The following is a 25,078-nucleotide window of genomic DNA, read 5'->3' as shown; positions in this document are numbered from 1 at the left end:
GTGCAGACGCACCCGCTGGCGGCACGTCGATCTGCGGCTCGTATCAAAGGTCACTCGTTGGGATCGACACGAACCTATGGATATGGCTCGGCGCGATTGCGATAGTTGCGGTGATCACGCTGGTGACGGCACGCAGGGCAAATCGCTCGCGTCCGGGTGGGTCCTCTGCAAGTTAGAACGGCACCAAACAATCGCCGTAAGCCGAACGCCATACGGGACACTCGAACTTCGGGCCTTTCGCTGATGGCCCCCGGACCGTGGCTGACTTTGGTTAGTTCATTTCGTGTCGTGCTGTTGTAGGCGCGGCCGAAACTGCGACCGTTAGCGCGGAGGCGGTTGCAGGACGCGTCGGCGTCTCTTGGCGACCAAGACGGTCGTAATAAGAAGGCTGCCTGAAATGACCAGACCGGCGTATAAATAGAGCTGGAAAGGTCCGATACCGAAGTTGCTGAACGGGACGGGCCCGCTGGTGATCCGAAGATATCGGTCCGGATCACCGTGAATGAAACAGCACAGGAGGACTCGGCTCACGACAAGCAAAAGTCTCGCTCCGCGGTATGCATGGTTTTTGCGGTCCTTGCCAGATTTTACTGTCAGCTCGATGGGGCCTCGACGTGGTCCTGCGCAGTTGCACATGCTTCCCACTCGCGAGCACAGGGAATGTTTTCTAGCGTTGCTGTTGTACCCGATAGTCTCGCCACAGTGTCTACTAAACAACGAACAACGATCGGGGCGCTGGGGGGACTCGCTGGCTTCATCGGCCTGAGCGTCGTCGCCGGCGTGCTCGTTGCCGCTGCGCTTACCCCGGCCGTCGCCGTTTCCGGCATAGCTGTAACGAACACCATCAACGTTTTCGAGACGCTGCCGGAGTACCTCTCGATCGATCAGCTATCGCAAAAGAGCAATATTTGGGCCTCGACCAACCGCGAAGACCCGGTGGGCAGCCGGGTGCTGCTGGCGTCGTTCTACCAGCAGAACCGCGTGGAGGTCGCTTTCGACCAGATCAGCGACTATGCCAAAAACGCCGCGATCTCGGGTGAAGATCCGCGTTTCTACGAGCACGGCGGCATCGACTTGCAGGGCACCTCCCGCGCCGCGATTGGCCTGCTTGCCCCGGGCCTGGGCAGTGGCGGCGGCGGCTCGTCGATCACCCAGCAGTACGTGAAGAACGTGTTGGTGCAGAAGTGTGAAGAGCTCTCCGATGAAACCGAGTTGGACGTTTGTTATGAGGCCGCGATCACCGAGACCGTTGACCGCAAGCTCAAGGAGATGCGCCTCGCGATCGGTGTCGAGAAGAACTACGAAAAGGACGAGATCTTGCGCGGCTATCTGAACATTGCCGGCTACGGAGGCACCGTCTACGGCATCGAATCCGCCGCCAACTATTACTTCAACACCACCGCGGCGAACCTCACCCTGCCGCAGGCCGCGAGCTTGGTCGCTACCGTGAACAACCCGGTGGCGTATCAGCTGGACCGCCCCGACAGTGAGACCAACGGGACGGCCAACGGTTATGCGGCCAACAAAGAGCGCCGCGACTACATCCTCGGCGAGATGCTTGAGTACAAGAACATCAGCCAGGATGAGCACGACACTGCCGTCGCCTCAGTCATCGAACCCACCATCACCGCGCCGAGTACTGGATGCCAGACGGCCGGCGCGAACGCGTACTTCTGCGACTACGTGACCAAGGTTTTACTCAACAATGAGATCTTCGGAGCGGATGCCGAAACCCGCCTCGCTGCGTTTCGCCAGGGCGGCTACGACGTGTACACCAGTATCGACCTCGAGCTGCAGGATGCTGCCGTCAAAACGCTGGCCGAGAACGTGCCGCAGACCTACGCCGGCTGGGATGTGGGCGCAGTCGTCACGAGCGTTGAGGTCGGCACCGGGCGCGTGTTGACCATGGCCCAGAACAAGGAATACAGCCAGGACCCCCTGCTGGCCTCGTCTGGTACTAAGTACACGGGCATCAACTACAACACTGACCAGAACTACGGTGGCTCCCTCGGGTTTCAGCCCGGATCGACGTATAAGGTCTTCACCCTCGCCGAGTGGTTGAAAGAGGGCCACTCTCTCAATGAGCGCGTCGACTCACGCCGCAAGGCGAACTGGGGCAACTTTCAGGACAGCTGCCTCGGCAGGCAAAACTGGGACCACGACACACCACCCTTTAACCCGCGCAATGACGCGAATGAGTCCGGCACCAACTACAGCGCCCTCCAGTCAACCCTCGGCTCCATCAACACCGGCTTCATCGGCATGGCCAAGAAACTCGACCTCTGCGGCATCCGCAAAACCGCCGAGGCCTTCGGTATTCACCGGGCCGATGGCAACGCCCTGCAGCAAGGCGCCAGCTCCGTGCTCGGTACCAACGAGATTGCCCCGTTGAGCATGGCCGTCGCCTTCGCTGGCATCGCCAACAACGGCGAGACCCACAGTGCCGTGGCCATCGACAAGATCATCGGCTCCGACGGCGTCGAACTGCCAATTCCCGCATCCAAGGTGACGCAGTCCGTCAAGCCGGAGGTTGTCGCTCGCATGATCTATGCCATGCAACGCGTGATGACCGGGGGTACCGCCACCGCGTCGAACAGGTCAACGTTTCCGAAGGTGCCGATGATCGGCAAGACCGGAACCACCGACGCAAGCGAAGATACCTGGATGACCGGTGCCAGTACCAAGGTCGCTACCGTCGCCGGGGTGGTCAATGTGAGCGGTATCGCCCGCAGCCAGCGCAACACGTTCTTCTCAGGTCTTCAGGCCGCCACCGCCCGGCACCGCATGTGGCCCGATGTGATGAGCGTCGCTAACACCAAGTACGGCGGAGACAACTTCGCCAAGCCGACCAAACCCATCAGGTTGGGCGGTCGAGCCGCGGTAGGGTGAGGATGACAATTCGACGGGGCGTATGGACAATCTTGCGCTCCAATTGCGTGCGGCCGCTGAACGCGACGATGCCCTTCATGCGGCACTCGACCAAGAATTTGCCGACCTGAACGGCTCCAGCCGGGGTACCCAGGACGTGTTGGACGCTCTCTGGTGGGCGGCGCATCCATTGCAGCCGACACCTATCGGCCATACAGACCCGGCCGTGTACCTCATCGAGCTGCAGGCCGCGGTCTTCTCACGGGCGGCAGTACCCGAGCCGCCGGTCGAACGCATAGAGGCGGGATTGATCGTGCGTGCCACTGCAAGTGAGCACCGGCTGCGGCAGCTCACGCTCCATCTCGCCGCCCGCGCGGCAGCCGTCGATCAGCTGGTGACGCGGTTCGGTCGCGGTCTGGCCCAATCGACGGATGCTGTGGTGCCGGTCGACGAGGACCTCACCGCCGGAGTGAGTTCACCCTCACCCCCCGCACCGACTGACTCATCCGCTGCTACGGGGATCTATAGCTCTCGGCCAACGTCCCGAGTGCGTTGGCGCACAATTGTGTTGGCCATCGGGATCACCATCGGGGTACTGGGAACTTTAGGCGCCCAGGCCTTGCAGCACAGCTTCACGGCGACTTTCGCGAATGCCGCCTCGTCTCCCGCCCCATTGCCGGACGCGGCAGCTATCCAGACAGTCACCGCGATCTTCGACCAACCGGCAGACCCTCAAGCTGGCGAGCTGGCTGACCTCGGACCCGCCTACAACACCGTACGGGTGGCGGGACTCCCGCCGCGGGGGACCTACGGAATTTACCTGGCCCAACGCGGTACCAGTCAATATTGTCTCGTCATCCAACACGTCGACCGGACCGCGTCCAGTATCTGCGCGGGAGCCAACGTGATCGCCCAAGAGGGACTGCGCCTCAACACCGTGGTTTGGGGCGCTCTCGGCGTCGACGAGACCGGGCCGCCGGTACTTCTCGATCTGACGGCAACCTGGTTGACCGACGGTACGGTGATGTCCAGCACTATGCCGCACGTGCCGCCCGGCTCCGCCTACGCCATGCCCTGACCAAGAGCAAGAGCAACGAGGCGCAGTTGAGGCCGCCACCGGTTGTGGCCTGGTGATACATCAGGCGTCTGCACTCCCGGGAACCCCCTGTGGGACGGGAAGGCCTCGGTCTCTCGTTCCTTCGGCGGAGAGGGATCCCCCAGAAGGAGGAGAGGCATCTCCCAGAGTGAGGAAAGCCTCGCCCCTGTGCGTCGAAGCGCTGCTGCGGCATCTACTGTCAAGGCATGACGAAGATTCGTGCACAGTTGGTCCGTTTCCGTGAGCCGGCGCTCGGGGCGTTGTTCTTCACTGCGTGGTTTGTGCAGTCGTCAAACCGCATTGTCGGGTACGTGCCGTCGCGAACGGACACGTTCCTGACGAATCCGTACGCGGTTTTGATTGCGGCGGGCTTCGGACTGGCCATCGCGCTCTGCCGGGTTCGACCCGGCACCGCGCTGTCATTGACTGGGGGTCTGCTGGTCTTGCAACTCTTGTTTTGGCCGGCGCGCTTCAGCCAGGTCAGCTGGGTTGCCTATCTTGCCCTTGTTCTCCTTGTTGTTGGCATCAGCGCCTTTAGCCGGGTCAACACACGCCGGGTATTGTTGGGCCTGTCGATCGTTTGCAGCGTTGCCGTGAGCGCGTTACTGAACGTTCCGTTTCTGTCGATGTCCGGCGTGTGGGGCACCATCAACGGCAAGGAAGCGGTCAGCATCGAAGTCGTTCAAGGATTTGTCACCTGGTCGGTGGTGGGCATTCTGCTGACGCTGGGTGCCTGGCATATCGGATCGCGACTTCGAGTGCCAGCCATGCGTCCCGAACAGGAATCATCCAGCGAACTTCCCACGGGTGCGGCCGCGGCCGATACACAGATCTACGCCCCTGATCCCGATCGCCCGCACCCAGATTCCGCTAGTTGGAAGTCGATCGCCGCCCTATCGTCACGCGAACGGGAAATATTCCTCCTGGCCGCCCGCGGGCTGAGCAACAGCGATATCGCCCACAGCGCTCACATCGGCGAGTCAACGGTCAAAACTCACCTCAGCAGTATCCTCACCAAACTCGGATTCACTTCCCGGGCACAAATCGTCGCTCACGCCTACCAAAGCAGGCTACTGCGCTGATCGCGGGGCATCGACATTCCAATTCTGTCCCACGGCCGCCCCGGTCTGCAGTGGAACGCAATGTTCGCGATAGACGGGACGTCCGCAAGGGGAACCCCTTACGGGAATTGACGGAGGCCTCGCAGCATTCAAAGATTGGCGACCGGTCTCGGAGCGATAGCGTCAGTGGCACGGCTACTGAGCGAGGGGGACTTCAATGAGTGAAGCGATGCTGGCGCGTGATCTCGTTCCGCCGCAATACCGTGCGTTGCCCATGTTGCGCTTGTTTCTCCCCTTCTTTGACGCAAATGGGCGTGCCCAGCGGTGGTCGTCATTTCTCGTCAATGGAACCGAATTGACCGGCTCCATCAGTTGGTTTGAGGTCTGGGATCGGTATGCGGATGAGCTGGGAGCGTCTGCCAGCCCGCCAGAACCGTCTCGAGGCCACGTCGACCCGTTGACGGCGCAGGCAGTCAACGAAGCACTGCATCAGCTTGGTCCAACCACCGTGCTGCATTGTCTGCGCTGGGCGGGATATGCGCCCTATACGAGCTCAGGCCTGCTGACGCGGCGACTCAAGGAAGATTACGATCCCTTCGACCTCTCCGTCGGCAAGTTCATCCAATCCAGTCGCGACGATCGTGTACCTGAGTTTGCCCAGGATGACGCGGGCCGGTTTGCGTGGGGCACATTTTTGTATCCCGATTCGGTGATCATTGCTGCGGATGTCGACGTCTACCGGCACCTGGTGAACGACGTACGCCTAGACACCGTGTCGATCGTGCACGCGCGAGATATCCTGCCCGTTAGTTCGGGCGATTAACTGCGAAGACCCTTGTGTTTGTTGAGACTCAGACGTTCTCAAGCGCGGTGCTTCATTACCGCCGGGCGAACGTACCAATCCAGCAAATTCGGCCAGGTCGCGCCGGCCAGGACGGCTACCTATCAATGCGATTCACACTCACGCTCACACTGCCGCCGCACCTTCTGTCGCTGCAATCCCGGAAGCCGAACCCTCAACGGGCGCTAACTCCTGAGAGTTTGTTCACAGGTGAGGGGTCTTGGTTGTTACAGGATGCGGGTAGGAACCCGGTCATGCATGGTGTCCAGGCTCTCAACGCCGCCGTCGAGTCGCGGGTTGTTCGGCCCGGTCAAGCGGGCCCAAAAGCGGTGGTGGTGTGGCGGCTATAGTTCTGGTGGTTGGCGTTGTGCAGCTCCGCGGCCTTCTCGGGGCCGACGCTCATTGTGTTCCGCACGGGCTCATGCCCGCGCGGCTGACTCTTCGCGCACCAAGCGGGACAAGGTGTCCACCGCCACGTCGCGCCCGGAGAGAACAACGCCAAGAGCTTCCTTGTAAACCACGTCACGCACCGGAAAGGGACGTCCTTTACCGATCTGGAGCATTGTCAAACCGCTCCGGAAGTCATTCTTGTGGCCTTTATAGATCACCCATTCCGCATCGGGGAAGGTCGCAGTCAGGACTTCCGCAAAGTAAGCCTGCACCTCATCGATCAGGGCAAGCTGCGCTGACGTGAACGGGCCGCTCCCCGGGGCACCGCTCTCGGAAGTGGGTCTCGAGGGGTCCCACCAGGATGGCAGTTCTGCGCGCTGCGTTTCGTGACGCTCCTGGATATGGGCCAGGAACCACTCGTTCACGGCGTCCAGGCTTTCGACGCTGCCGTCGAGTTGCGGATCGCGCGGCCCGTTCAACCGACTCCGAAGATGCGCCTGCGCCGGTTTAAGTGCCCGGAGGTATAGCTCGTGTAGTTCCTCACGTTTTTCGCGACTGGCGCTCATAGTGTCCCACATGATCTCAGGCTACCCAAAGAGTAAAAGGGATTCCCAAACGCTCAAGCCGCTCTAACAGAGCGACGTCGGGCCCGACGGTGTTGTTGTAGCTCGTGAAGAATTGCCACTCGACTATTTCAACACCACTCTTCGAATCGCTCTTCATGATGGTTTCTCGCTCCGCCTGGCTGGCGGCCCGTCCGACGTCCCGTGCTCGACCATGCTTGATTTCCATCGCGCGTCCGGTCGCGGGATCCAGAACGTCGTAATAGCGTATTTCTCCAGTGGAAGCGGTCGACCTGATCTGCCTCGGCAGGGCTCCGGGCGTAATGCTGCGAAGGAAATTCTCGGCGTCTTTTTCGAGCCGGTAGGTGTTCGGCGCCTTCTTGACATCGTTCGCCGCTTTGACCATGTCGTCGAAATGTTTGGCGCTGATCATCCTCGAGGCGAGGCGGACGATATCGGCATCAGGAAGTCCCGCCGTGGTGAGTTTCGTCACCGCGGTCGGTGAGACTTTCCGCAGCAGGTCCATCTTGTCGGCGGTCGACTTGCCGAGGTCTTTCATGCTGGAGCGCAGCGCGGCCCCCGACGGAATCTCGTCCGCGACCTTGATGAATTTCTCGGTCTTCTTGATTCCCGCTGCGATGTCGCCACCGATGGGGATGAGTGCGGCGACGCTGAACGCGGTGGAGATGAAGTCCAGGTTCACAACACCGGCGAGGGCATCACGGATGTCCCCGATGAAGACCACTCCGCTGGAGATGTTCCCGGCGAGGTAGGCGAGGCTTTGTCCCTCACAGAAGGGGCCCACATTAGTGATGTCGCCGCACAGCGCACCGCGCGAGAATTCGCCGATGTACTCGAGAATGCTCGTCTGGTAGTCGAGGATGAGGGGATCGAATCCCTCGCTGGCGTGATCGATCTCCCAGGTGTCGGTGTAACCGTCGACGTCCGTGTCGTCGCTGAACGCCTCGGTGCTGTGGGTCTGCGTTTCCTGGGCGTCGTTCAGGCCGTCATGGTCGAGGTCGGCTTTCCACGCCGAGAGTCCTTCCGCCCGCTCGTACAGGTCGCTGAGGGTGTCGCCGTCGGTGTCTGCCCGGGTGGGGTCCGAGAACGCGCCGTAGTACGTTCCCCGGCCGAAGGCGCCGCCGGTCGTGAGCTGCCCGGCTTCTTCGCCGTCGCTGAGTCCGTCGTTGTCGGTGTCTGCGTCGTTCGGGTCTGTGTGGAAGACGCGTCCACTGCCGTCGCGCCATCCACTGGTCTCTGCGGTGTCGGCGAGCCCATCTCCGTCGGCGTCGGGTTCGCCGGTGTCACTGCCGATGCCTGCGAACACGTCGGTAAGCCCGCTCGCGTCGGGCACGTAGTAGAACTTGCCGCCGGTCGAGGCCGCGATCGAGCTCAGCAGGGCGGTGTTGGTCCCGTACCCGAGGCCCACCGTGTAGACGGTGGTGTCGCTGGCCGCGGCTCGCATCGTTGACGATTCGTCGTAATAGCCGTCCCCATCGGTCAGGAAAACGATGACCCGTTGGTGTGTGGAGTCGCTGTTAGTGTCGAGTTCGTTCAGGGCCGCGTCCATGCCGGCTGAGAGGTTGGTGCCACCGCTGTCGTCGACCCGGTCGATCGCGGCCTTCACTGCGTCGAAGTCTGTGGTCATCGATTGATACACGGACGCTGAGTAGTCGAAGTCCACCACAGCAGCCTGATCCCCGGTCCGCAGGGAATCGACGAAGGACTTCGAGGCCGTCTTGCGGGCCCCGCCAGGGTCATTCCACGACATCGATCCCGAGGAGTCGAGTGTGAGGACTACGTCGATATTCCCTGACGCATTGCCTCCGCGTGGGGTCGCTATCTCGCTAGCCCAGATGGCGTCGAACTCGTCGACATCGACAATGACGAATTGTGAAGTCGGTGTGGCTGGAGCAGCAGTCGCCAACGTCTGAGAGAAGCGCGAGCCCGAAACTGCTTCGGCTTCGGGGATCCCGGCTCCGCTATCGAGCTCGGCCCAGTCGGCGGGACGCGTCTGAGCGGAGCGTTGCGCCGAGATGATCCCGCCATCGGGGGTCTGAACTGTCGCGATTCCCCGCTCAAGGTCGACGGCCTGATCGGCCGGGAACTCGAATGTTTGGGTGCCATTGTTGAACCGAAGTACCGCCAGGTTGGCTCCCGGGTCGAGGTCCGCCGTGTCGAACGGGATCGTGAGTGTGCCCGGCTCCAGCGCCAGGGGGGCATCGATCTCGATCGGCGGGGCTCGCTGGCCCGGCACGTCATTGAGCCGCTCGTCGTCAGAGACGCTTAGGCTCACAGACAGCACGGCCTTGCCGAGTCCGCGGGCTTCATAGCTTGCAGCGGATTCGGCGGCAAGGACATTCTTCGCAAAGCTGTCATCACCGTCAGCGATGCCGTTTTCGTCCGAGTCGACGACGGTCGGGTTCGATCCCAAGGCGACTTCCTCGGAATCAGAGAGGCCGTCAAGGTCGGAGTCGACCGCGAGCGGATTGCTCCCTCCCGCGACCTCTTGTCCGTCAGTCAGCGAGTCACCGTCCGTGTCGGGTTCGCCGGCCTTAGTGCCGCGGCCCAGTTCATCCGCCGTCGTCAGCCCATCGGCATCGGGGTCATCGGCTGCGTCGGAGATCCCGTTCCTATCGGTGTCAGCCTTCGTCGGGTCCGTGATGCTCTGGAGCTCGGCGCCATCTGCAAGACCGTCAGTATCCGTGTCCGCCTTGAGAAGGTCGGTACCAGCCCGGATCTCAATCGCGTCAACGACTCCGTCGGCGTCAGTGTCAGCCCATTCCCCGGCCGGATCCGGGCCGCCCGGGTTCACCGTCGTCGAGCAGCCTGCGAAGACGTTGATGCCGGCCCCGCCGTCACAGGTGTTCTTACCCTTGTCGCCGTTGAGGTTGTCGTTGCCGGGGCCGCCATAAAGAGCGTCGTTTCCGAGCCCACCGAGGAGGGAGTCGTTCCCAAAGCCGCCATACATGCTGTCGGCGCCGTTCTCACCGATCAGCTGGTCAGTGCCCGGCCCACCATCGAGAACATCGTCGCCCAGCCTTCCGTTGACAACGTCATTGCCCGCCCCGCCCTGCAGCGTGTCAACGTCATTTCCGCCGTCGAGACTATCGTCGCCCTCACCGCCATCAAGCTTGTCTGCACTGCTACCGCCACTCAGCGTGTCATTGCCAGCCTGACCGAAGAGAACGTCGTGCTCGTTCTCGCCCGAAAGAACGTCATCCCCGTCACCGCCGGAGAGGACATCGCTGCCACCGCCCCCATAGAGCGTGTCGTTTCCGCCACTGCCGTCGATCGTGTCGGAACCGTTGCCGCCGCAGATGACGTCGTCACCGCTGGTACCACGGAGAACATCATTGCCAGCGGTCCCCGTGATCGTGCACGACAAAGCGAAGGCCGGGGCGGTCACGGCTGGAAGCGCCGTGGACACCAGCGCCAGACCGGTCGCGAGGGCGATCAGCCCCATGAGGCGGGAGCCTGGCCAAGTCGGGGTCGAGAATGGTCTGGTCTTCATGGGGCGTCCGTCTCTGCGTGATGTTGCCCAGCAAGTGCAGTTGGCAATCCGACGCAAAGCTATCGGTGCGCGCTCACCTCTGAACACCCCCACGTTCGGGAAATCCATGTGTGAGGACGGATGAGGTACGTCTCATGGCACTCGTGTAGCGAGACGGTCGAGTGGCTGGAGATCCCGTCCATGTTCCGCACGGGAACCCTCTGCGGGACGGGCCGTGTGATGCCGTGTTCTGGCGTCAGGAAAGATGCGCTCGGGAAGGATGCGCCACTCAGCGGCCTGCTGCGTCGGCGATGGCGACGGCGAGGTCTGCTGGTCGACTCCACATCGGCCAGTGCCCGGTCGGGAGGTCGACAAGTTCGAGGTAGCGGAGGGTGGCGACTTCTGCCATCATCGGGTTCCCTTCGCGAGCCATCTGCATCATTACCTCGGAGGGGTAGGAGCAGGCAATGATCGTCGAGGGAACGTGTCGTCGGGACTCGTTCTTGAGGTGCACTGGAGCGCGCATGACGGTTCCGGGCTCCGGCACCGCTCGCCGACGGAACAGTTCGAGGTCTTCCACGCTCAGCCCGTCGAGGCTGGCGGCCAACTGCTCGAACGGCGGAAGCACCACCTCCCGTTGATCGTGGGGTAGCGACGCGTCGAAGGCAGAGCCATCAGTGGATGGCCCGCTGTCGACGTAGATGATTCGAGCTACTGCGGTGGGGTCTTGGTCCAGGAGCACGGAGGAAGGGAATCCGGCGCCGCTGTGAACAACGAGCACGACGGATGAACCGTCGACGCCCGCAGCACTCACGGCCGAGCGCAGAGAATCCACCTGGTCGGCCAGACTCCTTGATGCACGATGAAGGTCATCGGGATCGAGGCCCGGCAGCGTCACGGCGATGACGCGGTGGCCCCGGTCGCGCAGATCGGCCGCGACGGCATCCCACGCCCATCCGCCTAGCCAGTAGCCAGGGACGAGTACGATTGACCTGAGAGTTGGTGTGATTGGTTCCATGTATTCATGCTCCTGCGGACGTATGGCAAGAGCTTGTCACTATTTCTGTCACTAATTCTGAGATAGTTACAAAGTGAATCGAACCGAGCGCCTTCATTCCCTCACCGAGTCGTTGCGTCGAGCGGGCACTCTTGGCCGCACTGCCCAGCAGCTCGCCGACGAGTTCGAAGTGGCCATCCGCACGATCAAGCGTGACCTTGCCGCGCTCGAGGCGGGCGGCCTGCCGGTCTGGGGACGAACCGGTCCCGGTGGCGGCTACGGGCTGACGGAGATGTCCTCGCTCCCCCCTGTTAATCTCACAGCAGCGCAAGCGCTGGCCCTCAGCGCGGCAGTGTCGGCGAGCACTCAGGCGCCGTTCTCCGATTCGGCGCGCGCCGCGATCCGAAAGGTGCTCGACGTGCTCGATCCGGTGACCCGCCGCCGAGCCGCTGAACTGTCCAACCGCGTATGGGTCGACGTCGGTCCGGCAGCTCACCGTCGAGTGATGTCCGTGCTCGAGCAAGCCACCGTCGACCAGGTCACCATAAACCTCACCTACACCGACGCGAAGGGCGAGAGCACTCGGCGCGAGGTTGAGCCGATGATCTTCGCCCTCACCCGTCGACGGTGGATGCTTGTCGCCTGGTGCAGATTGCGCGACGGCGTCCGTTGGTTCGACCTGACCAGGATCCAGAGCGCAACGGCCACCCGTCATCCGTGCACCGGCCACCAGATCGACGAGATCGGCAGCCCTCCCGAACTGGCACGCCCGGTCGACATCTGACCAACGCCGTACTGTCTCAGCAGTGAGCCGGATCACGCCCGCAAGCCGGACCTTGAACGCGACAGATCGTGGCCTGATCAACCAACGCTGAGGCCGTGTCAGAGGGGAACGATGAGCGGAACAGGTTAACGTCGCATTGAAGGGTCACAGGGTGGCTCGCCAGCTGCGTCGTCCGTGAACAGCGAAGGACCTAAGCTGCCAGCATGACGGATAGCAATGAGCGGGGTCGATACGCACCGATGCAACGAGGATCGGTCGGTAGTCAGCGCGCTCAACGCCTGCCGTTCGACATTTCCAGCCTGTCAGTGACCGGTCTGGTCATCATCTGCGAACTCGATGATCCGGCCCCGGGAAACTCCAGGCCAACCATGAGCATGAAAATGACCCAATATTTGCGCCTATCCGACGAATCGATGATTCGTCTCGACATGGATCGTGGAGTGTCCTCGTTCAAACATGGGCACAGCGGGACCATCTCCTGGAAACGCTCTGCAGCCGACGTGATCGCGGAAGTTCTCATGGAGGTGCGGGGGGATGACGAAGCGAAACCCGATTCCTTTCCGTGGGAAGCGTACGCGGAGGCCGCACAACTGAGGGGAATCTCGGTTGACGCCGAGGCACTGCGCGAACTTCCGCACACGGTGCTGCTGTCGGATGAGCTCGCCACGATCTACGAATTCTGAACGACGACGGCCTTCACTGCGGCAGTGCTCGCGGTCCTGACATTTCACGTCCCATAAGCCGGACGTCATGCGGGAACGCCCCCGCAAAGACAGGGTCGCGCACCCCGTCTGAGCGAATTCGTCCCGTTTGACCTGTCGCGTAAGGAAATCCCGCTTAGGTGCGTCAACTGCGACAGGTTCAGGGCTCCGAATTGATCGATTTGAGTTGATTTCATGAATGATGAACTTGCGATTGTCACGGCCGCAGGAAGTCCTCAAGCGATTTCCGTGCCGCCGCCAGGACGAGGCCTTCCACTTCTGGCGATTCATGTTCTCTAATGAGGCGCGCTGGTGAAAGGCCGCCAACTTCTGGGTTCAGATCTTCAAGCCAGCTTTCCACCGCGTCAAGGGCGTCAAACTCTTCGAACAACGTCACGACCTTCCGAGCACAGCGCAGCTTTCCTTGCGCGGACGCGCTCGGGACGAGGGTCCCTTGCCGCCACCGAAATGCGATGCGAGCGTCGCTGACACCGGCGATGAACGCGATCAGTTCGTCAGTGAGCTCGGTGCTAACCGCTTCGAGGACGGGCGAGATCGCGCCCGACTCAACGTCCTCGTCAAGAGAAAGGTCCTGTCTCACCAGGACATCCCAGACGTCAGCCTCGCCCGACGTCTCCCAAGTACTCCCCGGATCCATCTCTGACGAGTCCGTGGGCTTCGGGCCGGAGCTGGCGGCGTACGCGAGGAGTGTTGTAATGTCGGGGCCGGCCGCTGCCATCGTCTTCTCAGTGATCGACTGCACAGCGGCGTAGTCGTGTTGAATCAAGTCCTTCAGGCCAGTTCGCGTGGTCTCGAAGATCCGCACCTCATTGCCCGTGAACACCTGAAGGTTTTGTCGGATGGCGGTCAGGAATGCTTTGCGTGGGTCGGCCCGCACTCCGTCGGCGAAGACGATCATGAGTCCCAGCCATTCATCCAGTGACAGTTGCTCGCCATCTGACGCGTTGATAGTCATGGCGACAGTCACATCCGTGGCACTAAAAGCGTTCACGATGCCCACGATGCGGGCCTGAACACGTGCCGGGGCATTCAGAATGTCGTTGATCGCAGACCAAAGCACATGCTCGCGGTTCAGCCGGTAGACGGCCGCGTTCCCACGGGTCTTCGTTGCGATCAGCCCGATCAAAATAAGGTGGCGGATGGCAGTTTCAGTATGCTGCTTCGTAGGTTGGACGGCGCCTGCCACTTGGTCTCTCGACAGTTCGGCGGTCGGACCGTTGAGCACGTGCAGGATTGACGTCGCAGGGAGCCCCAAAATATCGGCGCCAGGCTTATTCAGGTTCATCGGCTTCGACCTGCACCTGTTCGATGCGTTGAATGATGCTCGTGTCATGCCAGTAGAACTCAACCGTTTCCGACCACCCATCCTCGAACATCGTCCAATGACCGCGGGCACCAACTGCGCACGCGTCAATTGAGCGCAAAGGCCGTGCCCTGTCGTTGAACGTGGGCCACGCATTCGGGCCAGGTATGCGTTTAACAGTCTGTGCGTCGAAATCGAAGAGATGAATGCTGTCGCGTGTGAACACGCGCCAACAGCCAGATTCAGTGCCGGTTAGTTGGTTGACTTCCTCAGGTTCATGCACTTGATGACCCTTCTATCTGGGTGGGTGTCGACATCTATTAGCTGTGGGCTAGGGGCTTGGTTCGGTTTTTCTGGTTATAGTAATACACTCCGATTGAATGCGTGGCGAGGGGCGTCGCCACTTTTGATGCTCACATTCGCTTGGCAGCGACCCGGCCAGGGATGGAAACCGTTCGTATCGGCAGATGAATATTCGGTTCCGTAAGCACCACGTCTGGTGCACTTGGGCGCAATTGCAAGACGGCGCAATCGGTGTAACTGAACACCACGAGTCGCATGATTCAGCACTACTGTCCCTGAAATCGGTATTTGAGCCCAAATGGGGCTGTTAGTGACAAAGCACGGATCGCCGCCTCCGACGAGTTCCCCCAAGTCAAGGGACGTGACCCCACGGGCAACCAGTCTCGCTGCGCTGACGTGCTCGCCACTTCGACCGGACTACATGCTCCCAACGTTAGTTCCGGCGGTCCGAGAGTCCGACGCCGCGGTAGCCCGCGACTCCTGAATGTCTTGTCGCCCGACGCGGCCAGAATAGTGAGGAGCCCTTGGAGGGAATCCGATGCACCTTTACCTACGCGCCGATAGCATCCATCTGAGCGAGGGCCGCGCCGAGGCCCTCGATGACGAGTTCTTTCTTTCCCATCCGGCAGCGTACTTCGCCTCGCGGATCTCATCGCTACTTACCGCGGAGCGCAGTTTGGCGGTCGCTACGCCGGCTGACGAGCCCGAGTTCTTTGCCGCGCTCGGACTGACCAAGACGGACCACTTACTGGTGTTCGAGGAGCAGGATCGTCGGCTTCAGGTAGCGGTCGAGGCGCTCAGCCTGCGCCACCAGGCCGCCGAGGCGCTGCTCCGGTTCATGTACGCCGTGACGGCGGCGAAGCCGAAGGAAGGTGACGCACCAAGCACGTGGCTGGCGATTGCTGATAGCCCCAATGCCCTCATCGACGTAGTCCAGAAGACCGTCGCTGCCCTGGGCGCCGGCAACGAGCTGTTCCTGCGATGCCTCTTCACACCTGGGACGCGCGTCGACGAGAACGTGGCCGCCGCAGCAGAGACCGCCGTGGCATGGATGAACTACGCGAGTTCGCTGCTGACCGGCGACGAGCTGTCTGTGAACGCGGCGCACAACAAGGTGAAGCACGGCCTCGCGGTGAGCACCCGCGGAGACGTCCGCATCGAATTCATAACCACCCCGCCGGACGAACTTGGGCAGATCCCCCTGAGTGCGTTCGGAGAAGGAAAATCGGTGCCGATCTTCGATCGCCCCATGCTGACGTATCTCAGTCGCCCGCATGTGAGGCCCAAGCAAGGGCTGGAGGCCATCTCGCTGCGGGTAGATGTGCCGGTGGTCCTCGCCGAGGCTTGGATGATCGCGAACGTCTACGCCGCGATGTTCCACGCTCGGGCGAAGCGCCACTTCGGTGATGAGATGCCGGAGGGTGTAGCCCCGTATCCCACGCTCGCCATCGGACGACTCCCGGAGCAGGTGATTGGCGGACGACCCCTCGGGTACCGGGAGGCGGTGACCCTCCCACCCGATGGCACCACCGAACCTCGCAAGTCCGGTCTGTTCTTCCACGGCAGCTTCATTCCGATGGACATCGACTACGACAGCAAGGTCGACGGAGTTGTCGTCGACGGATGAGCCTTGGTGTCGGCACCCGTCGATAGTCTGAACTAAGGGAGGTACGGACCATGATGCCGATCGATTGCAACGTCTGCGGGGAGGCGATGACGCTGGCTGTCAAGCCTCGCGAACGCTGGACGCCGCTGCCGAAGAACGAGCGACCGACGATGATTCCCTATGCCTTCGATGAATGGGTTTGCTCCAATGACCATCGCCGCGATCTGACGTACGCCGAGTCTCGGATGCTCGAGTGACCCCGGACGAGGTAGTGGCCGCCGCAACAGTTGCCGGGGTCATCGTCGCGGCGCTGTTCGGCATCTCTGGATTCGTCGTGGGATTGGTTGGGCTGAACCACGCGAACAAGGCGAAGGAAGCAGCTGCGGGCGCGAACTTCATCGCGAAGGACGCCAACAGCATCGCGAAGGGCGCGAACACACTCTCGACCGAGGCCAACACGATCGCCCGTGAAGCTAACGACATCGCGCGGGCAGGTGAAGTACGGGCCACCGAGCAGCACGACGTGACATGGGATTGCGACTGGAAGGCTCCCGGCATGTACGCCGTCCGAAATGAAGGCAAGCAATCGGCATACAAGGTCTGGATCCAGATCACCGTAGGCAACGAGATCGAGGAGGCGAGTCTCGAGGTCATCGAAGGAGGCCAAACGGTGCTTCTGGAGATGCCCAAGTCGAAGCTGATCTGGGAGGCCGAGCATCGTGACGAGGAGGAGCGCCGTCGACCCAAGCCCCGGAGCACCGGGCTGCTAGGAGCGATCGATATTCGGAACCTTTCCGTTCCAGCCTTCAACTATCACTACGTCCGCGATCGAGTGCTTTGGCGAACGGAACTCGGTACGCCGAGGGAGCACGACAAGGGGTATCCCATTGGGACTGTCGGGCCGTAGCTCGCTCGTTATAGTGTCTGCGTCGGGAGCACTCCTGCCACCGACGCCTTACATGACCGCACCGCAACCAGATCAAGATGTGTATCGAAACCCTAGGGATATGAGGCGTATCACGACTGTAGGTTTTTTCCATTTGCAGATCGAAGGAATGTACCGGAATCTCGGGGTACGGTTATTCGCATAACTACGTCGCATAACCTACTCGTTGGATGGCGGTACTCACCGTTAGTTATGAAACACCCAGGAGCAGAGTGTCGAAGCTGATCGGCTACGCGCGTGTATCGACGCGCCAACAATCCACCGACCGGCAAGAAGCCGACATCTTGGCCGCAGGCGTCCGGCGCGACGACCTCTATATCGACCATGGGGTCTCTGGCACTAAAGCAACGCGGCCTCACTTCGATCGCGCGTTGGACGCTCTCGAGGATGGCGACACGATCGTCATCACGACTCTGGACCGGCTGGGTCGATCGACGCAGAACATGCTCGACTTCGCCAAGGAGCTCCGCGGCCGCGGAGCCGGCCTCCGCGTGCTGAACCTGGGCGGCGGCGACGTCGACACAGCGACACCGATGGGGTCCATGCTGTTCACGATTATGGCGGCGCTCGGGCAGATGGAGAGCGAAATCAAGCGCGAGCGTGTTGTCGACTCCATCGCCAAACGCCGCGCGGCCGGCAAAGATCTTGGTGGTCGCCCGCGGATCATTACCGACAGCCAAATTCGAAACGCCCGCCGACTCATCGAAGGCGGAGAGGCAACGGCCCAGGTCGCGCTCGACCTCGGAATGTCCCGAGCTACGTTCTACCGTCGAGCGCGCGCCTTGGGACTGCTCCCAGATCAATCTGATGGCGAGACCCTGACCAGCGACAACGCCAAATAGCGATCACAGAACCCCACCAAAGAGCGCCAACAGTCACACGGCAACCCACCCTGATTGACGTGACTTTGATGCATTCTTGAACTGCTCATTTGGGTATACCTTGATGGGCGGAGGCGGGTAGGGGGTGTACGCGGCTGCGAGCACCCGCCGATAGGCTCGGTCTCATGCGCGAGGGATCAATGTTCACCAGTCAACAGTGGCTAAGCGGGCTGCTTCCCGAAGTAACATCGGCGCGCAGGGTGCTCGCATCCGCCGACCGTTTGCTCCGTCAGGACGGCACCCTGGAGCGCGATCTTGACGCCGTGCTGGCTACCTACTCGATCGGAGTCGAACGACTGATGAAGCTTGCACTCGGGACCGTAGCGGTGTCCAGAGGTGAGGGCTGGCCGAAGACCATGGGTTCCACTGGAGCGGGGTGGGGCCACGCGCTGGACGAGATGGATGCTCGGCTGCGCGCCACGCTCAGAGAAGCAGTGGCCACGGGAGACTGGGAGCACAAGCGGCTCCTTGGGACTTGGACCTGCACTCTGGACAGCGACCCGGTCTGGGCCGCTGTGATTCGCACTTTGAGGAACTACGCGGCTGCCGGTCGCTATCACCACCTGGACCAGATCCGCGGCAGAGAGGTCAAATCCCGATCATCACGCGAGATGTGGGAAGAGGTGGAGCGAGTCGCGATTGACAGCAACGAATCACTCTCGGCCCACGAGCAACGAGTGCTCGATGGGGCCGACTTCGATCCTTTCGAGCTGGAGCTGCGATCGGCCGTCGCGGACGCCATCAAGCGCTGGGTGAGCATCATCTGCCTGTTCGGCTTTCATGGGGTACTTGGAGACGACTGGGGCGTCATTGGCGCCGACGCGCTGCCTGACGATGCAGTGCCAGTTCGTGTCCTTCGAGAGTGTGAGGCAGTTTAGGCGTCGGCGATTTCGCGGCGTCGCGGACTGTCTGCCAGTCGGCATACGACTTATCCGCACAGTCACCAGGGAGCCGCGACTCTGGGCAGATGGTTGGTCAGGTTCAAGACCTCCAATGAGATCGGACACGCGAAAACCGATTCTCAACCGTCCCAGGTTTCGTGCCTCCTAGGGCGCCTTGGAGCCGCCGCATCTTGTACCAGTTCAGCGAGTCGAGAGTCAGTTTTTCAAGGTCATTGAGGGTCTTGACCGGCCGTGTCATGAAGAATGCGTTATTTGCAAAGGCTTTGTTCTCGTACTGGACCAGGACGGTCTCTGCGCCCGCATTGTCAAACGCGTCGCTCACCGTCCCAATCGATGGGATAAAAACCCTAGAGAGCGCCGGTCTTCGTGGATCTAATGGTCTACGGCTTGTTCATTAGCTTCGACAAAAGGCTTCTGTTCTCTCGTCGTAGCTGTGCATTTTCTGCCTCCAGCTGAGCCACTCTTTGGGCTACGACGTTCAGCTTGGTCAGCAAGCTCTTGTCGCTGGATGGCGCCTCTAATTGCGAACGAGTCGTTCGCCGGTTTCCACGAAGTTCTGTAATTCGATCTGAGAGCGCTGCGGTCTTGTAGAGGTAGCTCAGCGAGACCTTCGCTTCGGCGGCCACAGCAGTGAAGGTCACCTGTCGTCCGCGAGCGTCGAGGGAAGTGATCGCACGCTGAGCCGCAGCGTACGTCGTGACAGATCTTGCTTTGGCAGCGTCGGTGAGTCTCGAAACTCGTTTAAGTCGGTCGTCACTCATGGATTGCTTCGGTCGATTGAGGGGGCAGAGCCATCCAGCGCTGAAAGAATCCGAGTGTTGATCTCCTTGATCGCATCCTGACCTGCATCCGTTGCTTCAACGATCCTGCGTTCCAGCTGCGCGCGGTAGGTGCTTCGTGACGCGTCGAACTCGCCGTTGCCTGGCACATGGAACGAACAGGTGAGGCAAGGGTTCTCTCTGACCACGCACGCTTTGTTGGCGGGGAGAGCGCAGTATCCAGCTGGCAGCACCGCTGTCAGCATTTCTCTAAGGCGCTCTACTCGTGGATCTGTATGAGCGATCCCTGCAGCGGCGCGTTCGGCCTGGACCATTCGGTGGAACTCATCAGTTTTCCTGTTGAGCGTCTCGTCAAGGATCTTTGCGTATGCGGACGTCATCGTTGGCGAGTCGTGGCCCAAGAACTCCATAACCTGCCCTTGGGTCCATCCGGCGTCGAGTAGCTCCGTGCCGATGTTGTGACGAAACCTGTGGATGTCGGCGCCCGAAATGAGTTCGCCGGTTATTGCCGAACTCAGGATTCCGTTTTCAATGAAGATCGACCGAACGTTTATTCGAAATCCACTCGCGGACCAAGGCCTCGCGACGCCGGCGCTCAAGTTGGACCGACTGAGGCTCGGGAAGAGCAGCGTCGTCGTCGGCCCAAACAGAGATCGGACAGCCAACGCTTCCGTGGCAAGCTCTTGTCCCAGCTCTTGGACGATCGGAAAACGACGAACTCTACTGACTTTAGGCATCCAATATTCGACCCAGTAACCACCCTTGCCGTTCTCCATCAGAGAATCGATCGGCAGGGAAACGAGCTCGCTCACTCGCGGGCCAGCCCAGCGGCAGAAACGGAGCATGAGCCGTATCTGAGGGTCGGTGCGGTCGCTCTCCAAGATGCGCGACTCGATCTGCGTGATTGTGTCCTTGGGCCATGGCCTCGGGCTGCGTATCCGGATCGCGGGGTTCTCACCGCTTCTTAAATAGATCTCACTAGCGAGGCGCGGTTGGAAACCTTCGAGCTTCAAATTCATGAGCACCTGCGCGGTCGTATTGACGCGCTGCCGCAAATTTCCTGAGTCACCGTATCGGGCTCGCTGCTCTTCCAGGAAGCCGAGGAATACCGTCCTCGTTAATAGTTCGGGTTCTGCTAAATTCATCAACGCCAAGTGACTGGACAATTTGGAGAAGCCGTCGCACCAAGTGCCGATCGTTCCCCAAGTTCTGGTCGAAGCCTGCAGACTCTGGCGTGCATGCGCCTTCAGTGGCTCGCGTAGCCAGTCCTGCGTAATCCGAGACCAGTTGATGTTCATGTGGGTCGTGTACGCTTCTGCACCCATCACACGGTCAAACATGCCCTTCCACAGCCAGACATCCTCAGCCCAGGGATCGGTAATCAGCCCTCGGTTCAGTGTCGAGAAGAAAGTCCGCAGGTACGGTGCAATGCTTCGTTCAAAGGTGATGTTGGCGCCGGGATACAGCTGGCGGGCGATCAGGATCCAGTCCTCGAAACGTCGATCCGTGAATGACCATGCGTCTTTGGTCAGGATTAGCTGGAAAAGGAGCTCAAGGCATTTTCGAAGCGCCGGTATCGGAGTCCAGTCTCCGTTCGTGAGCTTGAACCCGAAGACATAACGGATCTCTTCGGCGGCCGCCGGCGGCAGGTCACTAAATTTCACCGAGCGGACGGATAAGGGAAGGTTCTTCTTCATTACCGGTCGGTGAGGGCGCACGGCCCAGTCACCGACCGGGGGCTCATTGTCTCGTTTCCATCGCCAGAAGTGGCCATGGCATAGAGACACTTGCCCATCTCCTGCGTAGCGCGGACCTAAACAATCCACGACGGCACACACACCGCTGGACATCCGCAGTCGTCGTCCGGGGATGTCCAGGATCGCCCATTCGTCCTGCGACCAAGGGCCGTTAATAAGGGGAAGCGGCGGCCGCTGCTCCGCACCCGGACCGGGGGCCTGTCGCGATGGAACCTCGGGAATGTGGCTACTCGGCATCGGGTCGCTCCTCGCTTCCGTTCCAGATGAGATGAGACGTCTCGGCCAGCTTCTGGTCGATATCGTCCTCAGTAATGTGGATATATACGTCCGCACTTGCGGCATGTCGTTGACCGAGCCGGGCGGCGATCTGGGCTGAGGTCCAGCCCTCCTTTGCCAAATAGGTCGCGTGCGTGTGGCGCAGCACGTGTGGGGTCAACGACGGGAAACCAGCTCGGGACCCGATTGATGCCACCTGTTGGTAGATGTTCGAGTAGCTGCAAGGGGCGCCAAGCGGTTCTTGGTTGATGTTGACGAACAGGTAATCGCTGTCTATCTGGCGCGGCAAGAGTTCCCTGAGAAGGTAGTTCGTGTAGAGGTCGAAGAACCGCCGGGGCATCTTCAGGTTAAGAAGGTCGGGCGTCTTGGACGTCGCTCCGTTCAGGTTGTTGTCCCGCCGCTCAACCAAAATATGCTTCTCAGGGATGAGCAGGTCACCATGACGGAGCCCCAGGGCCTGCCCGACCCTTATTCCGCCGTCATACATGGCGGAGAGCAACAGCCGGTCCCTGAATGTTTCACAGGCCTGAAGGAGCTTCTCGAAATCGATCTCAAAATCGATCGTCCCTGGCCGGTGGGCGGTGTCCTTGAAGCCTTCCAATAGACGATTGCGTGTACCTGGTGCTCTTTTCTGAATGTGAGCTAAGAAGGCACTGGATGGACGCGCTGAGTAGCGCGACGCTCGGGTGAGAATCAGTTGGGTCGGCCCTCGACCCTCTGTTCTCTGGAAGTCGATGAACTCTTTCACGGCTGCTGCGACAGCCCTGGTCGACGACTGCGTTCGTTCACGGCCGTCGACGCGCTCGAGAGGGTAGACCCCTCGGCGGTATACGTGGAGGAAGTCGGTTAGATCGGGGAACGTCAGCTCTTCCCAATCGACCTTTGCGGCGTTGAGCCAGCGCCAGAACAGGCTTAGATGGCGGGCATACGACTTGACAGTGTTGTTGGCCCGTCCTGATGATCGAATCGCGCCCAAGTAGGCCTCGAGGTCATCAATAGGGATTCCGTCGGGGCCCACGACGGTCCAGCTTCGACGCCCTGATCGAGTGTCGAACTCGACCGCCTTGGCCACCATTGGCATGATGTCGTAGAACTCCTCACGGATAATGTTCTACGACGGACAATAGACCTCGTTCAGGTTTCTGTCACGCATGTAGTCCAAAGTGCCTACGCACCTAGAGATAACGATTCCCCGTGGCTCCACAGTTCAGGCACAAGGCTCGTCTTCGGACGGGCCTTTCGTGTACCGTGCGGCGTCGCGGTGTCGTTCGCCAACGGTGGGCAGCCACCTGTAGTGCATCTCTTCAGCCCGCAGCAGAGCCGTGTTGGCTGATACAGCGCTTAACGCGGTAGAGCCCACATCCGATGGATGCGGGCTCTACTTGAGCTGGTGGCGTTCGCCTAGTCTTCCTGCGTACCCGGTTCGACCTCATCATCGGTGACCCAGAGCTCGTCGTCGGCGCGAAAAGTCTGCCAGACGGCGTAGGCGACGCCTACGGCGGCGACGACGGCCAGGCCGAGGGCGAAGTACGTCCCGGCACCAGGGCCCTTCGGTTCGACCACAACGGGCTTCTGAAAGCGGATGCGGCCGAGCGCAGCCCGTACGCGGGCGTCGCGTGCAACGTCGCCGACGGACATGACCGTTCCGATCGCGGTTCCGATTCCGGGTAGGACGTCGTTGACCACGCGTCGTCGTACCCCGTCGGCGGCGTCGTGGGTGGCGTTCACGCTCGGGCGAACGTAGTGGTCATAGCCCTCGCGAACGCGCGGACCTACCTCTTCGCGCGCGAGAACGCCGGCGTGGTGACCGGCTTGGCGAGCGAGAACATTGGCCCGCTCTAAAACCTCTTGTTGGTGGCTCCATAATTCGTCTGCGCTTTTGCGCAGCCGAGTGAGTTCCTTGCGGCGCTTGCGTGACAGGCTCATCTAGACCCTCCATCGATGTCGTGTGGCGAATGTGTATCCATCTTGCCACTGAGTGCCCATCATGCTACTCAATCTTCGTCTTACCAGCGAATGCACTGGGAGCGCACGCAGGGAGTCAGATTCGGTGGAGATTGCTGTGCAAGAATCGGGGTATGTCTAAGCACACCGCTGTCGCCACCCTGAATACCACCCTCGGACCCATCAAGGTCAACCTCTTCGGCAATCACGCGCCGAAAACGGTGAAGAATTTCGTCGGTCTTGCAACCGGCGAAATCGAGTGGAAGCACCCCGCAACGGGCGCCGCCTCCTCTGCGCCGCTCTATGACGGAACCATCTTTCACCGCATCATCAAAGACTTTATGATCCAGGCCGGTGACCCGCTCGGCCAGGGCACCGGTGGCCCGGGCTACCAGTTCGATGACGAAATCAGCCCCGACCTCGACTTCACCCAGCCCTACGTGCTCGCCATGGCAAACGCTGGAATCCAGGGGGGCCACGGCACGAACGGCTCGCAGTTCTTCATCACCGTCGTTCCGACCACTTGGCTGCAGGGTAAGCACACCATCTTTGGTGCTGTCGAAGACGAAGACAGTCGCGCAATCGTCGCCAAGCTCGCCACCGTCGCCACGGATGGGCGCGACCGCCCCCTCGAAGATGTTTCCATTCAGAGCGTTTCTGTCGAGTCCGTCTAACCAGTATCCCCGTCCAGAGAATGAATGATCTGCCGGTCTCGGCGGCGAATTTTTGTTACCGCCATCCGGGGCGGCAGAGCTTCATTCTGTGTCAACGTTGCGGCCGCACCATCTGTACCGAGTGCCAAACTCAGGCTGCTGTCGGGGTTATCTGCCCTGAGTGCATGAAGATCCAGCGTAAGAACGCTCCCCGCACCAAACCAGCCGTGCTCACCAGATTGACCGGCAGTGGCCAGCCGACGGTCACGTATGCCCTCATCGCGCTGACCGTATTCATGTTCGTGCTGCAGTGGATCCCGGGTCTCGGGATCACCCAGCGATTCGCCTACGTACCAGCCCTCACCATCGTTGAGCCCTGGCGCATGTTGACCAGTATCTTTCTGCATTCGCAGGGCGGGCTGCCGTTTCACGTGCTGCTGAACATGTACGCGCTGTGGTTATTCGGTCCGATGCTGGAGGGAATGCTTGGCCGCGGACGTTTTCTGGCCCTGTATCTGATCAGCGGGTTCGCGGGTTCGGTCGGTGTTCTGGTTCTGGCGCCGTTCACCTCCGTCGTTGGAGCATCAGGGGCTCTATTCGGGCTCATGGGTGCGTTCCTGATCATTCAACGCGGTCTGGGTGGAAATTCGAAGCAACTACTGGTGCTCCTCGGTATCAACGTTGTCGTGAGCTTCATTCCCGGTATCGCATGGCAAGCCCACCTCGGCGGCATCGTCGGGGGCGCGCTGATCGGGTTTGTGCTCATGCGCACCCGTCGACCAAACCAAAAAGGCGTGCAGATTGTTTTGATCGCGGCAGTTGCCGTTCTCTTTGTGGCTATTGCCGCACTCAGAATTTTGAGCCTGCTCGCACCGGTGGGATAGCTGGCGGCGGGAGCTCGCCGTTTCACCTT

At 60.9% G+C, this 25,078-nt stretch carries 22 protein-coding genes; 13 read left to right on the top strand and 9 right to left on the bottom strand.

Annotated elements, in window-relative coordinates:
• Positions 1–702: 702 nt before the first annotated feature.
• From E3T27_RS01860 to E3T27_RS01845, 4 genes are all read left to right on the top strand, one after another.
• A complete protein-coding gene (locus tag E3T27_RS01860) occupies positions 703–2,889 on the top strand; it encodes a transglycosylase domain-containing protein (protein WP_166786062.1) in 2,187 nt (728 codons plus the stop codon).
• Between the two features lie 22 nt (positions 2,890–2,911).
• On the top strand, positions 2,912–3,946 hold the full coding sequence (locus E3T27_RS01855) for a hypothetical protein (RefSeq protein ID WP_134571389.1): 1,035 nt from the start codon (positions 2,912–2,914) through the stop codon (positions 3,944–3,946).
• Positions 3,947–4,170: 224 nt separating this feature from the next.
• Positions 4,171–5,046 (top strand): helix-turn-helix transcriptional regulator, encoded by an 876-nt coding sequence (locus E3T27_RS16850; RefSeq protein WP_241992071.1) that lies wholly within the window; start codon positions 4,171–4,173, stop codon positions 5,044–5,046.
• 196 nt (positions 5,047–5,242) lie between these two features.
• Positions 5,243–5,848, top strand: coding sequence for a hypothetical protein (locus tag E3T27_RS01845; RefSeq protein WP_134571388.1), 606 nt, complete (start codon positions 5,243–5,245; stop codon positions 5,846–5,848).
• A 437-nt stretch (positions 5,849–6,285) separates the two neighbouring features.
• Here the strand turns inward: E3T27_RS01845 and E3T27_RS01840 are convergent, their stop codons facing one another.
• From E3T27_RS01840 to E3T27_RS01830, 3 genes are all read right to left on the bottom strand, one after another.
• Entirely contained in the window at positions 6,286–6,834 is a 549-nt protein-coding gene (locus E3T27_RS01840) for a hypothetical protein (RefSeq protein ID WP_134571387.1), read from the bottom strand.
• Positions 6,835–6,838: 4 nt separating this feature from the next.
• The gene (locus E3T27_RS01835) at positions 6,839–10,333 is read right to left on the bottom strand and encodes a VWA domain-containing protein (RefSeq protein ID WP_194087727.1); all 3,495 of its coding nucleotides are present in this window, start codon (positions 10,331–10,333) and stop codon (positions 6,839–6,841) included.
• A 268-nt stretch (positions 10,334–10,601) separates the two neighbouring features.
• Positions 10,602–11,330 (bottom strand): alpha/beta fold hydrolase, encoded by a 729-nt coding sequence (locus E3T27_RS01830; protein ID WP_134571385.1) that lies wholly within the window; start codon positions 11,328–11,330, stop codon positions 10,602–10,604.
• A 73-nt stretch (positions 11,331–11,403) separates the two neighbouring features.
• Between E3T27_RS01830 and E3T27_RS01825 the strand changes: the two genes are divergently transcribed.
• On the top strand, positions 11,404–12,093 hold the full coding sequence (locus E3T27_RS01825; protein ID WP_134571384.1) for a helix-turn-helix transcriptional regulator: 690 nt from the start codon (positions 11,404–11,406) through the stop codon (positions 12,091–12,093).
• Between the two features lie 203 nt (positions 12,094–12,296).
• Positions 12,297–12,776 (top strand): hypothetical protein, encoded by a 480-nt coding sequence (locus E3T27_RS01820; protein WP_134571383.1) that lies wholly within the window; start codon positions 12,297–12,299, stop codon positions 12,774–12,776.
• A 235-nt stretch (positions 12,777–13,011) separates the two neighbouring features.
• Here E3T27_RS01820 and E3T27_RS01815 read toward each other — a convergent pair whose 3' ends face one another.
• Together E3T27_RS01815 and E3T27_RS01810 are read right to left on the bottom strand one after the other, a co-directional pair.
• Positions 13,012–14,100 (bottom strand): hypothetical protein, encoded by a 1,089-nt coding sequence (locus E3T27_RS01815; RefSeq protein WP_134571382.1) that lies wholly within the window; start codon positions 14,098–14,100, stop codon positions 13,012–13,014.
• Complete coding sequence (locus tag E3T27_RS01810; RefSeq protein ID WP_134571381.1) at positions 14,087–14,401, bottom strand: hypothetical protein; 315 nt, start codon at positions 14,399–14,401, stop codon at positions 14,087–14,089. Before E3T27_RS01810 ends, E3T27_RS01815 begins: the two co-directional genes overlap by 14 nt.
• A gap of 558 nt (positions 14,402–14,959) precedes the next feature.
• Between E3T27_RS01810 and E3T27_RS01805 the strand changes: the two genes are divergently transcribed.
• The 5 genes from E3T27_RS01805 (at position 14,960) to E3T27_RS01785 (ending at position 18,732) form a co-directional block, all read left to right on the top strand.
• A complete protein-coding gene (locus E3T27_RS01805) occupies positions 14,960–16,048 on the top strand; it encodes a hypothetical protein (protein WP_134571380.1) in 1,089 nt (362 codons plus the stop codon).
• Between the two features lie 50 nt (positions 16,049–16,098).
• On the top strand, positions 16,099–16,284 hold the full coding sequence (locus E3T27_RS01800; protein ID WP_134571379.1) for a hypothetical protein: 186 nt from the start codon (positions 16,099–16,101) through the stop codon (positions 16,282–16,284).
• A 14-nt stretch (positions 16,285–16,298) separates the two neighbouring features.
• A complete protein-coding gene (locus E3T27_RS01795; protein ID WP_206750145.1) occupies positions 16,299–16,934 on the top strand; it encodes a hypothetical protein in 636 nt (211 codons plus the stop codon).
• A gap of 251 nt (positions 16,935–17,185) precedes the next feature.
• Entirely contained in the window at positions 17,186–17,815 is a 630-nt protein-coding gene (locus E3T27_RS01790; RefSeq protein ID WP_134571377.1) for a recombinase family protein, read from the top strand.
• A gap of 179 nt (positions 17,816–17,994) precedes the next feature.
• Positions 17,995–18,732 carry a hypothetical protein gene (locus E3T27_RS01785; protein WP_206750144.1) on the top strand — a complete coding sequence of 246 codons (738 nt, stop codon included), beginning with the start codon at positions 17,995–17,997 and terminating at the stop codon, positions 18,730–18,732.
• 404 nt (positions 18,733–19,136) lie between these two features.
• On the opposite strand, the gene E3T27_RS01780 is transcribed toward E3T27_RS01785, so the two are convergent.
• The 4 genes from E3T27_RS01780 to E3T27_RS01765 all read right to left on the bottom strand — a co-directional run bounded on the left by E3T27_RS01780 (position 19,137) and on the right by E3T27_RS01765 (position 23,494).
• Positions 19,137–19,517 (bottom strand): DUF6262 family protein, encoded by a 381-nt coding sequence (locus E3T27_RS01780; protein WP_166786061.1) that lies wholly within the window; start codon positions 19,515–19,517, stop codon positions 19,137–19,139.
• A complete protein-coding gene (locus E3T27_RS01775; protein ID WP_166786060.1) occupies positions 19,514–21,232 on the bottom strand; it encodes a tyrosine-type recombinase/integrase in 1,719 nt (572 codons plus the stop codon). Before E3T27_RS01775 ends, E3T27_RS01780 begins: the two co-directional genes overlap by 4 nt.
• Before the next feature lie 286 nt (positions 21,233–21,518).
• Positions 21,519–22,649: a tyrosine-type recombinase/integrase gene (locus tag E3T27_RS01770; protein WP_198416457.1), complete on the bottom strand. Its 1,131-nt coding sequence runs from the start codon at positions 22,647–22,649 to the stop codon at positions 21,519–21,521.
• Between the two features lie 320 nt (positions 22,650–22,969).
• Entirely contained in the window at positions 22,970–23,494 is a 525-nt protein-coding gene (locus E3T27_RS01765; protein WP_104197277.1) for a hypothetical protein, read from the bottom strand.
• A gap of 152 nt (positions 23,495–23,646) precedes the next feature.
• Between E3T27_RS01765 and E3T27_RS01760 the strand changes: the two genes are divergently transcribed.
• Together E3T27_RS01760 and E3T27_RS01755 are read left to right on the top strand one after the other, a co-directional pair.
• Positions 23,647–24,186 carry a peptidylprolyl isomerase gene (locus E3T27_RS01760; protein ID WP_104128760.1) on the top strand — a complete coding sequence of 180 codons (540 nt, stop codon included), beginning with the start codon at positions 23,647–23,649 and terminating at the stop codon, positions 24,184–24,186.
• Between the two features lie 164 nt (positions 24,187–24,350).
• Complete coding sequence (locus tag E3T27_RS01755; RefSeq protein WP_338144881.1) at positions 24,351–25,049, top strand: rhomboid family intramembrane serine protease; 699 nt, start codon at positions 24,351–24,353, stop codon at positions 25,047–25,049.
• Positions 25,050–25,078 lie beyond the last annotated feature (29 nt).

This window comes from Cryobacterium lyxosi (assembly GCF_004403345.1).
Classification (GTDB): Bacteria; Actinomycetota; Actinomycetes; order Actinomycetales; family Microbacteriaceae; genus Cryobacterium; species Cryobacterium lyxosi.
This window is presented reverse-complemented; position numbering and strand designations above follow the sequence as displayed.

Bases quoted from the DNA above. Each gene is read 5' to 3' on its own strand.
- E3T27_RS01755 (WP_338144881.1), top strand. From the start codon at position 24,351: ATGAAGATCCAGCGTAAGAACGCTCCCCGCACCAAACCAGCCGTGCTC.
- E3T27_RS01845 (WP_134571388.1), top strand. From the start codon at position 5,243: ATGAGTGAAGCGATGCTGGCGCGTGATCTCGTTCCGCCGCAATACCGT.
- E3T27_RS01800 (WP_134571379.1), top strand. From the start codon at position 16,099: ATGATGCCGATCGATTGCAACGTCTGCGGGGAGGCGATGACGCTGGCT.
- E3T27_RS01820 (WP_134571383.1), top strand. From the start codon at position 12,297: ATGACGGATAGCAATGAGCGGGGTCGATACGCACCGATGCAACGAGGA.
- E3T27_RS01830 (WP_134571385.1), bottom strand. From the start codon at position 11,330: ATGGAACCAATCACACCAACTCTCAGGTCAATCGTACTCGTCCCTGGC.
- E3T27_RS01855 (WP_134571389.1), top strand. From the start codon at position 2,912: ATGGACAATCTTGCGCTCCAATTGCGTGCGGCCGCTGAACGCGACGAT.
- E3T27_RS16850 (WP_241992071.1), top strand. From the start codon at position 4,171: ATGACGAAGATTCGTGCACAGTTGGTCCGTTTCCGTGAGCCGGCGCTC.
- E3T27_RS01765 (WP_104197277.1), bottom strand. From the start codon at position 23,494: ATGAGCCTGTCACGCAAGCGCCGCAAGGAACTCACTCGGCTGCGCAAA.
- E3T27_RS01780 (WP_166786061.1), bottom strand. From the start codon at position 19,517: ATGAGTGACGACCGACTTAAACGAGTTTCGAGACTCACCGACGCTGCC.
- E3T27_RS01785 (WP_206750144.1), top strand. From the start codon at position 17,995: ATGTTCACCAGTCAACAGTGGCTAAGCGGGCTGCTTCCCGAAGTAACA.
- E3T27_RS01760 (WP_104128760.1), top strand. From the start codon at position 23,647: ATGTCTAAGCACACCGCTGTCGCCACCCTGAATACCACCCTCGGACCC.
- E3T27_RS01805 (WP_134571380.1), top strand. From the start codon at position 14,960: ATGCACCTTTACCTACGCGCCGATAGCATCCATCTGAGCGAGGGCCGC.
- E3T27_RS01815 (WP_134571382.1), bottom strand. From the start codon at position 14,100: ATGAACCTGAATAAGCCTGGCGCCGATATTTTGGGGCTCCCTGCGACG.
- E3T27_RS01770 (WP_198416457.1), bottom strand. From the start codon at position 22,649: ATGCCAATGGTGGCCAAGGCGGTCGAGTTCGACACTCGATCAGGGCGT.
- E3T27_RS01775 (WP_166786060.1), bottom strand. From the start codon at position 21,232: ATGAAGAAGAACCTTCCCTTATCCGTCCGCTCGGTGAAATTTAGTGAC.
- E3T27_RS01835 (WP_194087727.1), bottom strand. From the start codon at position 10,333: ATGAAGACCAGACCATTCTCGACCCCGACTTGGCCAGGCTCCCGCCTC.
- E3T27_RS01840 (WP_134571387.1), bottom strand. From the start codon at position 6,834: ATGTGGGACACTATGAGCGCCAGTCGCGAAAAACGTGAGGAACTACAC.